This window comes from Blautia massiliensis (ex Durand et al. 2017), from assembly GCF_001487165.1.
GTDB classification, from domain to species: domain Bacteria; phylum Bacillota; class Clostridia; order Lachnospirales; family Lachnospiraceae; genus Blautia_A; species Blautia_A fusiformis.
Genome location: NZ_LN913006.1, coordinates 1,603,966 through 1,617,493, shown reverse-complemented (window position 1 = coordinate 1,617,493; position 13,528 = coordinate 1,603,966). Strand labels below are relative to the sequence as shown.

Sequence of the window (13,528 nt, the reverse complement as noted above, 5' to 3'; positions counted from 1 at the left end):
GCTAACAGAAAGGAACAGAGACAGAAATGAAAAAGCATTTTCTGAAAAAGCACGAAGAAAACTGGTTGCGCATTCCTTATGAAGAGAATGCAGATCCATGTATTATAACTATTTCAGACAGTACTGGAAAAAAAGAAACTATTCAGATGAAAGTATCTAAGACAAGAGTGGACTATTGGATGGCATATCCCCTGAAAGATTTTTTCGGGGACGATATTCAGGCAGAAGGTCCGGCGAGCAGATGGATCAATGCAATAGAACTTTCTGATGATCCGGAAAAACAGAGAAGAAGAGAACTGTCTAAGTCTGTCATTCATTATATGCCGCCAACCGGATGTATCCGGGAACTGAACAGTGTAAAAAAAGCAGGAGAACAGTGGGTTTTAGATTGTGTAACCGATCCATGTTCACTGACAGGAAATGAAGAAAATCAAACAGCTATGAGACTTGTAAGCAAGGATCTGCTGCACTGGAAATCCGAGGAGAATGAGTTAGAAGAAATTGAAATCAACTGCCGGAAATCAGATAAATGGATTGGAGATGTCGAAAAACAAATAGAATTTGAAGAAGATGGAAAAATCTGGATTCTAGGTCAGACTGCGAAAAAAACGTGTGAAGGTGTTGCATCATCTAATGCAATCAGTATTCCATCCGTTTTTTCAGGAGAACAGATAAAGCCAGCTGCACAGATGGATAATCTGCGAGTGTGGGTTAGACAGTGGCATAATGAGCATATTGATAAAAAGTTTGAATTTCTCATGAGATTTCGTCAGGGACCAGACGTATGGCCGGAAGTCCGACTTCTGGCACCTGAAAATATTTTATCTGATATTCAGACAAAGGCCTGTGAGGTAGAACTGGAGATGTTTGTCGGACAGGAACCGGAAATTGAGTTTGAGCTGTGTGGAGTGAAGTGGGTCTGGAAGGCATTAGATCAGACACTGAACTGTCAGGGATATAAAATGAAAATTCCAACGGAAAAAGGAAGACTGTATCTGCATTTCTACAGGGACATGGCAATTCAGGAATTATATGCAGACAGAAAGAATGCAATGCTCATAGTACAGGATAATGGACCGAAAAAAGAAGATTATAAGATTCGAAGTGAGCAGGTGGAAAATATCAATAATCCATCATTTTATCTGCAATATAATGCGGACCCGTATTTTGAAATCCATACGAATGGAAAAACAGCCTCTGTCATTTGTCTGAATATATGGGGTTTAAGATCTACGAGATATGAAGAAGAAAACAGAAGGCTGATCGAACAGGAAGAAAAAGGACAGCCGTTGTTTAAATCTGAATCTTACACAATATATGAGAAATGTGTAGAAGATCGTATTTATGGAGAACCTGCAGCATGGGCACTGCGTGGTGGAAAAATAGTTTTATCACCTGTACGCGCGGTGGAAGAATTCTGCTGGAGAGATACTCCGTGGGGAGACATGACAAGAATCCAGAACCGAACCGAGCGTTGGGACGCACCGGAAGATTCAGCCTACCCGAAATTACATACAGAGCATAACGTCATAAATGCAGCATTTTCGCTTGCAACAGATATTATGTGTCAGAACAGAAATAAAAAGTATGCCTTGCCAGGACAAGAAGGTCTGATGAATGCGGCTGTTTTTCAAAGAGAAGGAGAAGGTTTTGGAAGTTGGGTAAGAGATACCTGCCATGCAGCATTTCGATGTCAGAATCTACTTGCACCGGATGAAGCCAGGGAGTCGTTATCCTATATTTCTGAACATGGATTTAATAATGGTGTTGACTGTGCTGCCATGCCGGCGATTGCAGCATGGGATCATTATATAACAACTGGAGATATCCAGCTTTTGTATGAAATGTTACCTGGAATTATAAAATATGCAGAAGAAGCGGATGCACGTTATGATGAAGAAATGCAGCTGGTTCATGCAACCATGTGTCTTGCGCAGGATGCTTTTGAAGAACCGGAGAATGGCGGATACTGTCTTGGAACAGAAATTGCATTTGCCCTGATGTATCAGGATGTCGCCAGAATATGTGAGGTGACAGGATGCTATCCGGAGAGAATTAAGTTCTGGGAAAGTCGTTCGAAGGAAATGCTTGCATCCATAAAGGAAAAATACTGGAATGAAGAAAAAGAATGCTTTACAAGTGGACCAATAGGAAGTGAAGCATACGAAAAAGGCTGGTGGGAGACGACTGGGGCAGAAATGGTTTTGTGGCCACGATTTGGTATTGCAACTGAGAGACAGAGAAATCTGTTTTTGAAGACAATCGAAAGTAATCCAGAGGCATTTTCTGAGTTTGGAATTAACTGGTATCCGTTCCGCAAAGAAAAAAACCATTTCTGGAGAGCATGCTGGGTATCATGGACGCTTGGGTTATCAGAGGCAGCTGGTGAAAGTGGAAATAAAGAGTTTCTGAAAAAACTTATTTATGCACAGGTGAGAAATGTGCTCCTGAATAAATCTTTTCATGAAGTAATGGATGTTGATACAGGAAGAGCGTGGAGATGGCCGCACCTGCCATGGCATGCGGCAGGTTTTATTGGATTTATTGTTAATGGAATTTTTGGAATACGTTATAGTGAACAGGGAATTCAGATACATCCATGTATTTTGGATGAATTTGAGGGAGCAGTACTTGATTCTGTTCCATATCAGAATGCAAAATTTGTATTTGAGATACATGGGCATGGTGACAGCTATACAGTAAAAATGGATGGAAATCTGGTGGAAGGTTCCTTTGGCAAGGAAATGACAGGAGAGCATAAGGTGGATATATATGCTTATGAAACTGAATAAAATCGGTATGGTAAGAAATAACTGTGAGGATAGAACATGAGCATAAAGAAAGCAATTGCAGCCGGACATATCTGTCTGGATATTACACCGGCTTTTAAGAGCAAGGAAGAAAAAAACATCAAAGACCTTTTCAGACCGGGGCAACTAATCGCAATGGATGCGGCCAAAGTAAGTCTTGGCGGATCGGTATCCAACACAGGTGTTGGCATGAAACGTCTTGGCGCAGATGTAGAACTAATGGGAATGGTCGGAGATGATGCATTTGGTCAGATGGTTCTCAACGAACTGGAAAAATATGGTGCATCTCCGGAGAGCATGATTGTAAGAAAAGGAGTCGGAACTTCTTATTCTGTAATCCTTGCACCGGCAGGCATTGACAGGATCTTCCTTCACTGCTCAGGTGCTAATGATACATTTACTCTGGATGATATCGATCTGGAAAAGGTAAAAGGAGCAAATCTGTTCCATTTTGGCTATCCATCGCTGATGCGGAAGATGTATATTGATGGCGGCAAAGAACTGGTTCGTCTTTTAAAGGCTGTTCATGAACAGGGAGTTGCAATCTCTGTTGATATGGCAATGTTTGAAGAAAGTACAGAAGCAGGTACCCAGGATTGGAACGAAGTTCTGAAATCTGTGATTCCGTACATTGATTTCTTTGTGCCGAGTGTTGAAGAACTCTGCATTATGCTGGACCGTGACCGTTATCATGAATGGAACGAAAGGGCAAATGGTTCAGATGTAACGAACTTCCTTGATGTTGAAAAAGATATCAGGCCACTGGCAGATAAGCTTCTCTCCTATGGTGCAAAAGTTATCCTGATCAAATGTGGTACACCGGGCATCTATTTTCGCACAGCAGCCAAGGAACAGCTTCTGAAGATTGGTGGTGGAATCGGAGAAGAGATTGCGGAGACATGGGCAGTCAAAGAAGCTTTTGAGAAGAGTTATTTCGTAGAAAAAGACAAAGTCGCATCTGGAACAGGCGCCGGAGATACGACGATTGCTGCATTCTTAAGTGCTATCCTGGAAGGCAAAAGCTGGGAGGATGCTCTTCATCTTGCAACAGCGACCGGAGCGCTCTGTGTACAGACCTATGATGCGCTCAGTGGAATCATTCCACTTGATGAAGTACAGAAGAAGATTGCCGCAGGTTGGGAAAAAAGAAAGTAAGAGGTAGAAAAAATGTTAGTTAATATGAATGATGTGCTTTATCCGGCAAAAAAGGGAAAATATGCAGTAGGACTATTTAATGCGGTAAACCTGGAACTGGCGCGAGGAATCATTGCAGCAGCAGAAAATTCTCAGTCACCGGTTATCATGGGAACTGCGGAAGTACTTCTTCCATACGGACCACTGGAAGAGGTTTCCTATTATCTTATTCCTATGGCTAAGAAAGCAAATGTTCCGGTAGTTATTCATCTGGATCATGGCCTTAAGAAAGAAACATGCCTGAAAGCTCTGGAACTTGGATTCTCATCCATTATGTATGACTGCTCTACAGATTCTTATGAAGATAATGTAAGAAAAGTTAAAGAAATGGCAGACATCGCGCATTCTTATGGAGCAACCATCGAGGGCGAACTCGGACATGTAGGTGACAACCCGGATTCTGCAGAGGGAAGCGCCCATATCAATCCGGCTGATTTCTATACAGATCCGAGGATGGCAAAAGACTTTGTTGACAAAACAGGTGTGGATGCTCTTGCAATTGCAGTAGGAACTGCCCACGGGGCATATAAGTTGCCTCCAAAGCTTGATTTTGAGAGAATTAATACCATTGCTCATACAGTAGATGTACCGCTTGTTCTGCATGGCGGTTCCGGACTTACAGACAACGACTTCAAACGTGCGATTCAGGAAGGTATAAGCAAGATCAATATTTTTACGGATATCAATGTGGCAGCAGTAGAGGCTGAATTCCGCAAATTTGAAAGTATGAATAAAGGTATCATTGATTTGATTCCGGCGGCAGTTGAGGCTGTTAAACAGGAAACCATGAAGAAGATGATACTTTTCTCAAGCAATGGAAAAGGTGTATTAGACCAGCCATCCCAGGATGAACTTGTAAAAGCTGTTGTTCAGGGTGTTCTCAAAGAAATTGTTGGAAAATAGGGTATTATTGATCCGAGCAGAAACAGAATAAGAGGTTGACTAGAGCATTTTGAAGATTTTGTGTGCAAAAGTAGAGTTTGGCTTGCGAAATACATGAATAAATAGTTATAATATAAAGAAACAAGCGAATCTGTAAAATCACGGAGGATTGAATGGCAAATATTAAAGATGTGGCCAAACTGGCTGGAGTTTCTGTAACAACTGTTTCAAGAGTATTGAATAATAAAGGGTATATATCACAGGATACATACGAAAGTGTATATAAAGCAATTGATCAGCTTGATTATGTCCCAAATCAGATTGCTAGAAACCTTTTTAGACAAAAATCTTATTATATTAGTCTGATCGTGCCTGACAGCTCGCATCCTTTTTGGGCGGAAATAACGAAATACATCGAAAAAAAACTTTATAAACATCATTATAAACTTTTTTTATGTAATACCGGAGATACGGAAGATAAAGAAAGAGATTATATAAAAATGATGAGAGAAAATATGGTAGATGGTATTATTCTTGGAACGCATATGTTAGCAGAGTCCGAATATCAGAATCTGGATCTTCCTATTGTGGCACTTGATTATCGAGTTGCGGAAGAGATTCCAACCATCTATTCTGACCATAATAAGGGTGGTTTGCTGGCTGCAAATGAAATTATAAAGAATGACTGCAAATGCGTTTTAAATGTAACGGCTGTTGTAACAGATAAATCTCCTTCTATTAATCGTCATAGGTTTTTTTCAGAAACATTGAAGAAAAATGGTGTAAAATGTATCGATTATATCTGGAATACAAAACAAAGAACAGAAGAATATCATCAGCAAATGAATAAACTTTTTGATGAATATCCGGAAATGGATGCAATGTTTTCGGAAGATTTGATCATTATGAATGCGTTAAAATGTGCAGGTGAGAGGGGAATGTGTATTCCTGATGAATTTAAAGCAGTAGGATATGATGGAACGCTGATTGCAAAGATAAGTTATCCGTCAATGACTTATGTTTCACAGCCAATAAAAGAATTGGCAGATACATTGGTAGATGTATTATTAAAGAAAATAAATGGTGCAAAATTACATGAAGATATTATTTTGAAGGATGTTTGTCTGGTGAAAGGGCAAACGACAGAATAGAATAAAAAAAATTACAGAGAAAGTTCCTATAGTGTTGAATGGCATTGTAGGAGCTTTCTCTGTAATTTTTTTAAGGTGTACGATCCAGATGAGGGAAAAAGGGCGTTGATTTTATAGAGAGAATATCCACACCTCCGTTTGCAGACTTGAATTTACCTTCATTTGATATTATAATCAAAGAGATTGAAACGAATCCTGAAAACAGCGGGAACATCTAATTTTAAGGAGGAATCTTATTATGAGTACCTGGAACAACCTGGATACTCTTGAATCTTTCAAAGAACTTTCAAATGTAAAGAAAGTAAACCTTGTAGAAGCTATGACCGGAGAAAATGGTGCAGAACGTGTTAAAAAATACAGCGTACCGATGGCTGCTGGTCTTGCATATAACTATGCTGCAAAACAGGTAGATGACGACGTACTTGAAGGTCTCAAAAAGCTTGCAAAAGAAGCACAGCTTACTGAAAAATACGCAGCTCTCTACAATGGCGAAATGATCAATACAGGTGAGAAACGTCTCGTTCTTTATCAGCTGACACGTGGCCAGCTTGGTGATACTGTTACAGCTGACGGCGTTGACAAACGTGCTTTCTATGTAGAACAGCAGCAGAAGATTGCTGACTTTGCCAATAAAGTACATGCAGGTGAGATTACAAACGCAGCAGGAGAAAAATTCACAACTGTTGTTCAGATCGGTATCGGCGGAAGTGACCTTGGTCCGCGTGCAATGTACCTTGCACTTGAGAACTGGGCAAAGAAAAATGACAAATTTAAAATGGAAGCCAGATTCATCAGCAATGTAGATCCTGATGATGCAGCAGCAGTCCTGAATTCTATTGATGTTGCACATTCCATTTTCGTACTGGTATCTAAATCAGGTACAACTCTTGAAACACTGACAAATGAATCCTTCGTAAAAGATGCTCTTAAAAATGCAGGACTGGATGCTTCCAAGCATATGATCGCTGTTACAAGTGAGACTTCTCCACTTGCTAAGAGTGATGATTATCTTGCAGCATTTTTCATGGATGATTATATCGGTGGACGTTATTCTTCCACATCTGCAGTTGGCGGTGCTGTATTATCTCTGGCATTCGGACCGGAAGTATTTGCAGAATTCCTTGAAGGTGCAGCAGAAGAAGATAAACTTGCTAAAAACGAAGATGTTATGCAGAACCCGGCTATGCTGGATGCGCTGATCGGCGTATATGAAAGAAACATCCTTGGATATCCAAGCACAGCAGTTCTTCCATATTCACAGGCACTCAGCCGCTTCCCTGCACATCTGCAGCAGCTTGATATGGAATCTAACGGAAAATCTGTAAACCGTTTCGGTGATCCTGTAAATTATGTAACAGGACCGGTAATCTTTGGAGAACCAGGAACAAACGGACAGCATTCTTTCTATCAGCTTCTTCATCAGGGAACTGATATCGTACCGCTTCAGTTCATCGGATACAGAAATAACCAGATGGGCACAGATGTAGTGATCCAGGACAGCACAAGCCAGCAGAAACTCTGCGCTAACGTTGCAGCTCAGATCGTTGCATTTGCATGTGGTAAATCTGATGAAAACAGCAATAAGAACTTTGAAGGTGGACGTCCGTCAAGCATCATCATTGGTGATCAGGTAAATCCTGCAAGCCTTGGTGCACTCCTTGCACACTTTGAAAACAAAGTAATGTTCCAGGGATTCCTGTGGAACCTGAACAGCTTTGACCAGGAAGGTGTTCAGCTTGGTAAAGTTCTTGCAAAACGTGTTCTTGCACATGAGACAGATGGAGCACTGAAAGTATTCAGCGATCTGCTGAATATCTGATTTGAAAGTTAGATCAATCATGAAATAATACAAGCCCTTCGCTTACAAATTGTAGGTGGAGGGCTTGTGTTTTACACGTGGAAAATCACCTTGTAACTTGCCATTAAACAGGTCAAATGATAAGATATATGTAATAATCTTTTGAAAGGAGCAGGATCATGGTATATGGAAAAAAACTTCCCATTGGTGTGGATGATTTTGAAAAGTTGATAAGAGAAGATTTTTACTATGTGGATAAGACCGAGATGATTGCAGATTTGTTGAGAAACTGGGGTGAAGTGAATCTTTTTACTCGTCCACGTCGTTTCGGAAAAAGCCTTAATATGAATATGCTTAAATCATTTTTTGAAATCGGCTGTGATAAAAACCTGTTTCAGAGTCTGAATATTTCAAAAGAAAAAGAACTGTGTGAGACTTATATGGGGCAGTTTCCTGTCATTTTCATCAGTCTGAAAGGTGTAGAAGGTCAGTCTTTTGAGGCTGCATGTAAGGGCCTGGCAAATATCATAGGTATGGAAGTTTTGCGATTTTCTTTCCTGAAAGACAGTTCGAAACTGACAGAAGATGAAAAAGCACTATATTCTGGATATACGAATGTAAAAGAAGGAGACTTTGTAACAGCCTCCAATATTGACAGTTTAGTTTCTTCTCTTAAGAGGCTTTCTACATTATTATAGCAATCCAATAAATTATTGCACATAATTACACGAATGAAACCACCCTATGCAGTCCTTTGGACGAATTGTTAAAAATCCTTTTGAAATAGCTGATGGTAATTCCGATGCAATCCGTATCTTTTCTTTCCTTAAAAATGCTTTGAGTTTTGACCACATCTTTTCAATCGGATTCAGATCCGGACTATACGGGGGTAAATACAGATAGGTTACTTTTGAGCTGTCCAGTAGCTGTTTCACCACTTTTGCATGATGGGAACGCATATTATCCATAACGATAATGTCTGCTTCTGAAAGCGTCGGCAGCAACTTTGTTTTCAGGTATTCTGCAAACCGCTCTGCAGTAGTTCCTCCCTGATAGACTGTATAGGCACAGTCTCCATTCAGACGTATGGAAGAAAGAACGGTTGTATTGCAGGGCGTGTTGAGTGGAGTTTTATCTACTGCTCTCCGGTTTTTCCATGCTCTGGCATAATGTCGCGTCATATTGATGTTTACTCCGCTTTCGTCCAGAAAGACCAGATGATTTATGTCTCTCTCCGACATATGTTTTTTCCAGTTTCTGCGTTTTTCCCTGACATCGGGGACGCTCCTGCTCTGAGGTATGAAGAGATTTTTTCTTGTAAGAATACCCGAGTTTAATAACTGCCTTGCGGACTGTTTCATTACAAACATGCAGACCAAGTTTATCGATGATTTCATCAATTGTGATATCTGGTTCCTGCTGAACCACCCGGTCAATATTTTGGATATCTTACGGTGTCAGGGCATGTTTACGTCCTCTCTGTGATGTTCTTGTTTTTACAGAACCTGTTTCACGCATTTGTTTTTCCAGGCGGTAAACAGTACTGGTATTCACAGAAAAACACTCTGGGATTTCTTTTGCATTGTGCGTTTTATTCCAAGCTTCAATAAGTAGTTTACGTGTTTCATCATGTAATATAATAATCACCTCTTGACTCTATCATAGTCCTGTTGTCAAGAGTGTGCAGTATTTTTTTGGAGTGCTATAGTTTGATCAGAAGGACAGGAGGCGGATTCGGTGGACCGGAATCAGGAAGAACTGGGAATACATATCCTGGAAAATGTGAGGAACGAACTGTACTACTATTTTCCATATCTGGACGGTGCTTTTGCCTGCATTTCCGGGAAGGGTTCGGAAGAGACCAGAACCATTGGAACAGACGGAGAGTTCTTCCTTTTTTCTCCGGAATATCTGCTGGAACTTTATGTGAAAAAGCCGGAGGCAGTGCGACGAGGGTATTTGCATATGTTGCTGCACTGCCTGTATCTGCATCTTTTTCGGGAAAATCAGGAAGACAGACGTTTATGGAACCTAGCCTGTGATATTGCGGTGGAACAGATCATTTCCAGAGAAAAGATCCCGGTTCTGGAGACAGGTGGAAATGAAAAAAAAATCCGGAAAAAAGTTTTCCATATGCTTGGAAACGGCGCGGATTCCGCAGAAAAGATCTGCCAGAAACTGAAAGATCAGGTATTTCCATTTCGATTGGAAGAGATGGAAGAAGCGTTCCATTTTGATGATCACTCACTATGGGATGCCTGCACAGGAGAAAAAGGAAAAAGAACAAAGGAAAAATGGAACAAGCTTCTTTCCTATACTGCCGCAAACCGTCAGGATCACCGGAAACGGCGGGGAAGTCAGAAAGGGGACCAGAAGGAAGAGGCAGGAACGGTAAGATCCGGAAGATACGATTACAAAAAATTTCTCCGTCAGTTTTCTGTGCTGCGGGAAGAGGTGGAGCTGGATACGGAAAGCTTTGATTATATTTTTTATAATTACGGGATGGAGCATTATGGAAATCTTCCGCTGATCGAGCCGCTGGAATATAAGGAAGTGAACCGTCTGGAGGAGCTGGTGATCGCCATTGATACTTCCGGCTCCTGTGATGGAGAGACTGTGCGGAGATTCCTTGGAGAAACGTATTCCATTCTCAGTGAAAAAGAGAATTTTTTCCATAAAATGAAGGTGTACCTGATCCAGTGTGACTGCTGTATCCAGGATGTTAAGGTGATCCATTCCGAGGAAGAATGGAAGGAATACAGCAAAAATATCACCATACAGGGCCGGGGCGGAACAGATTTCCGGCCGGTGTTCCGGTATGTGAAGGAGCAGCAGGAGAAAAAAGAAATCCGCAGTCTTAAGGCTCTGATCTATTTTACAGACGGGGATGGGATATATCCCGGAAGCAAACCGGATTATGAAACGGCCTTTGTATTTTTACATAAAACAGAAAAAATGGAGCTTGTTCCGCCCTGGGCGATCCGGCTTGTGGCAGAACAGGAAGGAGTGCGTTACAGAACATGAACATAAAAGAGGCAAAAGAAGAGATCAAACATACCTTACTGGCTTACAACCGGAAGGATGCAGCCGGACGCTACACATTTCCCAAACTCCGGCAGCGTCCCGTCCTGCTTATGGGGCCTCCCGGAATCGGGAAAACAGCGATCATGGAGCAGGTGGCAGAGGAATGTAATGTAGGTCTGGTAGCCTATACCATTACCCATCATACAAGACAGAGTGCGGTAGGACTGCCAAGGATCGTGACCCGGTGCTACAACGGAAAAGAGGTCAGCATCACAGAGTATACCTTAAGCGAGATCATTGCTTCTGTGTATGATTGTATGGAACGTACCGGAAAGAAGGAGGGAATCCTGTTTATCGATGAAATCAACTGTGTCTCCGAGACACTTGCGCCTACCATGCTGCAGTTCCTTCAGAACAAGACCTTCGGAAGCCACAGTGTGCCGGAAGGATGGCTGATCGCGGCAGCAGGAAATCCTCCGGAATATAATAAATCGGTCCGGGAGTTTGATATTGTAACACTGGACCGTGTGCGGAGGATGGATATCGAGGCAGATCTTGAGGTGTGGATGGAGTATGCCTGGAAAAAGGAGATCCACGGATCGATCCTGGCTTATCTCGGCATGAAAAAGGATCATTTTTATTCTGTGGAAAATACAGTGGACGGGAAATTCTTCGTGACAGCAAGAGGCTGGGAAGACCTGTCTGAGATCCTGAAGGCTTATGAGGAGCTGGGCGTGGAGATCACAGAGAATCTGGTCGGGGAGTATTTATGCAGAGAGGAGATCGCAAGAAGCTTTTTTGCCAGCTATCAGCTGTACCGGAAGTACGGAGAGGACTATGGCCTGGAACGTCTGCTTTCCGGAGAGATGCCGGAGGAGGAACAGCAGAAAAAGGTAAAAATGGCGAAGGAAGCTTCCTTTGAGGAACGCTTCCTTGTGACAGGGCTTCTGCTTGACGGTCTGAACGGAGGTTTTCTGACCTATGAGAAGATGGATGGTGAGACAGGTGCTGTTTATCAGGAACTTCTGCATCTGAAAGCTTTTCTTCAGGATAAAAAGGACATGACAGCGCTGGATGAATTTACAGATATGAAGAAGAAAAGTCTGGCTGTCCGTCTGGAGGCGGAGCTTCTTACCGCAGATCAGCAGACTACAGAAGAGCTTGTGATCCGCACTCTGGAGGAATTCAGCCTTACTATCCGAAAGGAGCATATCACAGAAACAGAGGCTGGCTTTGAACGGATCCGGCAGCTGTTTACGGAAATGGCGGAGAATAGAAAAGCCTGTGCGAAAAAGATCAGCGGGGAGCTGGAACAGGCATTTGCATTTATGAAGGAATGCTTCGGGGACGGACAGGAAACGGTGCTTTTTGTCACCGGACTGACCCGGAACAGCCATGCGGCGGCCTTTATCCGAGAGTATGGCTGTGATCCTTATTTTGCCTGCAGTGAGAAGCTTCTTTACCGGAAACAGGAGAAAAAGCTTCAGGAGGAATGTGCATCACTATTAGAAATATGAATGATCCCTTAACGAATACTTATGACTGAAAGGGGCCTGACATCTTGACAGGAGGGCTTGTGAGGTGATACGGTAACGGTGTCGAAAACAAAAATCAAATAACCGAATGATGAGGTGTGAGAACATGCAGGAATTAAAACCAATCAAAGAAGGTAAAGTACGTGAGATCTATGACAATGGAGACAGTCTGATCATGGTTGCAACAGACCGTATCAGCTGCTTTGACGTAATTCTGAATAACGAAGTTACAAAGAAAGGTGCTGTACTGACCCAGATGTCCAAATTCTGGTTTGACATGACTGAGGACATTCTTCCGAACCACATGATCTCTGTAGATACCAAGGATATGCCGGAGTTTTTCCAGCAGGAGAAATTCGAAGGAAAATCCATGATGTGCCGTAAACTGAACATGCTTCCGATCGAGTGTATCGTACGTGGATATATCTCAGGAAGCGGCTGGGCAAGCTATAAGGAGAACGGCACTGTATGCGGCATCAAGCTTCCGGAGGGACTGAAGGAATCCGACAAGCTGCCTGAGCCGATCTACACACCATCTACCAAGGCTGAGATCGGTGATCACGATGAGAATATTTCCTTTGAGCAGAGTATCGATCATCTTGAGAAATACTTCCCAGGAAAAGGACGCGAGTATGCAGAAAAGCTTCGTGACAACACCATTGCTCTTTACAAAAAATGTGCAGAGTATGCACTCAGCAAGGGAATCATCATTGCAGATACAAAATTCGAGTTTGGTCTTGATGAGGACGGAAACATGGTCATCGGTGATGAGATGCTGACACCGGACAGCTCCCGTTTCTGGCCGGCAGAAGGCTATGAACCAGGACATGGTCAGCCATCCTTTGACAAACAGTTTGCACGTGACTGGCTGAAAGCCAATCCGGACAACGACTGGACACTTCCGCAGGAGATCGTTGACAAGACTATTGAGAAATATCTCCAGGCATACAAAATGCTTACAGGAAAAGAACTGGCCTGAAAAATAACAGCAGCTCTGAAATAGAACATACCTTACAAGCCGCTTCGGATACCCATTCCGAGGCGGCTTCTTTCTGTATAAAACAGGACAAAAACAAAACGGTTGCAAGAAAACGGAGGGATATTTATAATAAATACAGAAACCAGATGATCCTG

General features: G+C 42.3%; 11 protein-coding genes. 9 read left to right on the top strand and 2 right to left on the bottom strand.

Annotated elements, in window-relative coordinates; genetic code table 11:
* Nucleotides 1-26 precede the first annotated feature (26 nt).
* The 6 genes from BN3261_RS08455 to BN3261_RS08430 all read left to right on the top strand — a co-directional run bounded on the left by BN3261_RS08455 (nucleotide 27) and on the right by BN3261_RS08430 (nucleotide 8,533).
* Nucleotides 27-2,792 carry a glucosidase family protein gene (locus BN3261_RS08455; RefSeq protein WP_021650651.1) on the top strand — a complete coding sequence of 922 codons (2,766 nt, stop codon included), beginning with the start codon at nucleotides 27-29 and terminating at the stop codon, nucleotides 2,790-2,792.
* Between the two features lie 36 nt (nucleotides 2,793-2,828).
* A complete protein-coding gene (locus BN3261_RS08450; protein ID WP_021650652.1) occupies nucleotides 2,829-3,965 on the top strand; it encodes a carbohydrate kinase family protein in 1,137 nt (378 codons plus the stop codon).
* Between the two features lie 12 nt (nucleotides 3,966-3,977).
* On the top strand, nucleotides 3,978-4,907 hold the full coding sequence (locus BN3261_RS08445; RefSeq protein WP_021650653.1) for a class II fructose-bisphosphate aldolase: 930 nt from the start codon (nucleotides 3,978-3,980) through the stop codon (nucleotides 4,905-4,907).
* Between the two features lie 152 nt (nucleotides 4,908-5,059).
* Nucleotides 5,060-6,037, top strand: coding sequence for a LacI family DNA-binding transcriptional regulator (locus BN3261_RS08440; protein WP_059086001.1), 978 nt, complete (start codon nucleotides 5,060-5,062; stop codon nucleotides 6,035-6,037).
* A 238-nt stretch (nucleotides 6,038-6,275) separates the two neighbouring features.
* The gene (locus tag BN3261_RS08435) at nucleotides 6,276-7,856 is read left to right on the top strand and encodes a glucose-6-phosphate isomerase (RefSeq protein WP_021650655.1); all 1,581 of its coding nucleotides are present in this window, start codon (nucleotides 6,276-6,278) and stop codon (nucleotides 7,854-7,856) included.
* Between the two features lie 158 nt (nucleotides 7,857-8,014).
* Complete coding sequence (locus BN3261_RS08430; RefSeq protein WP_021650656.1) at nucleotides 8,015-8,533, top strand: AAA family ATPase; 519 nt, start codon at nucleotides 8,015-8,017, stop codon at nucleotides 8,531-8,533.
* Between the two features lie 12 nt (nucleotides 8,534-8,545).
* On the opposite strand, the gene BN3261_RS17250 is transcribed toward BN3261_RS08430, so the two are convergent.
* On the bottom strand, nucleotides 8,546-9,076 hold the full coding sequence (locus BN3261_RS17250) for an IS630 family transposase (protein WP_084449127.1): 531 nt from the start codon (nucleotides 9,074-9,076) through the stop codon (nucleotides 8,546-8,548).
* Nucleotides 9,077-9,284: 208 nt separating this feature from the next.
* Entirely contained in the window at nucleotides 9,285-9,482 is a 198-nt protein-coding gene (locus tag BN3261_RS17700) for a hypothetical protein (RefSeq protein WP_021650727.1), read from the bottom strand.
* A 90-nt stretch (nucleotides 9,483-9,572) separates the two neighbouring features.
* On the opposite strand from BN3261_RS17700, the gene BN3261_RS08420 reads away from it, so the two are divergent.
* The 3 genes from BN3261_RS08420 (at nucleotide 9,573) to BN3261_RS08410 (ending at nucleotide 13,373) form a co-directional block, all read left to right on the top strand.
* Nucleotides 9,573-10,859, top strand: coding sequence for a vWA domain-containing protein (locus BN3261_RS08420; protein ID WP_021651404.1), 1,287 nt, complete (start codon nucleotides 9,573-9,575; stop codon nucleotides 10,857-10,859).
* Complete coding sequence (locus BN3261_RS08415) at nucleotides 10,856-12,376, top strand: AAA family ATPase (RefSeq protein WP_021651403.1); 1,521 nt, start codon at nucleotides 10,856-10,858, stop codon at nucleotides 12,374-12,376. The genes BN3261_RS08420 and BN3261_RS08415 overlap by 4 nt, the downstream gene beginning before the upstream one ends.
* Before the next feature lie 124 nt (nucleotides 12,377-12,500).
* Nucleotides 12,501-13,373 (top strand): phosphoribosylaminoimidazolesuccinocarboxamide synthase, encoded by an 873-nt coding sequence (locus tag BN3261_RS08410; protein ID WP_059086000.1) that lies wholly within the window; start codon nucleotides 12,501-12,503, stop codon nucleotides 13,371-13,373.
* Nucleotides 13,374-13,528 lie beyond the last annotated feature (155 nt).

Excerpts from the sequence above, each read along its gene's own strand:
- BN3261_RS08435 (WP_021650655.1), top strand. The coding sequence starts at position 6,276 with ATGAGTACCTGGAACAACCTGGATACTCTTGAATCTTTCAAAGAACTT.
- BN3261_RS17250 (WP_084449127.1), bottom strand. The coding sequence starts at position 9,076 with ATGTCGGAGAGAGACATAAATCATCTGGTCTTTCTGGACGAAAGCGGA.
- BN3261_RS08430 (WP_021650656.1), top strand. The coding sequence starts at position 8,015 with ATGGTATATGGAAAAAAACTTCCCATTGGTGTGGATGATTTTGAAAAG.
- BN3261_RS08415 (WP_021651403.1), top strand. The coding sequence starts at position 10,856 with ATGAACATAAAAGAGGCAAAAGAAGAGATCAAACATACCTTACTGGCT.
- BN3261_RS08450 (WP_021650652.1), top strand. The coding sequence starts at position 2,829 with ATGAGCATAAAGAAAGCAATTGCAGCCGGACATATCTGTCTGGATATT.
- BN3261_RS08455 (WP_021650651.1), top strand. The coding sequence starts at position 27 with ATGAAAAAGCATTTTCTGAAAAAGCACGAAGAAAACTGGTTGCGCATT.
- BN3261_RS08410 (WP_059086000.1), top strand. The coding sequence starts at position 12,501 with ATGCAGGAATTAAAACCAATCAAAGAAGGTAAAGTACGTGAGATCTAT.
- BN3261_RS08440 (WP_059086001.1), top strand. The coding sequence starts at position 5,060 with ATGGCAAATATTAAAGATGTGGCCAAACTGGCTGGAGTTTCTGTAACA.
- BN3261_RS08445 (WP_021650653.1), top strand. The coding sequence starts at position 3,978 with ATGTTAGTTAATATGAATGATGTGCTTTATCCGGCAAAAAAGGGAAAA.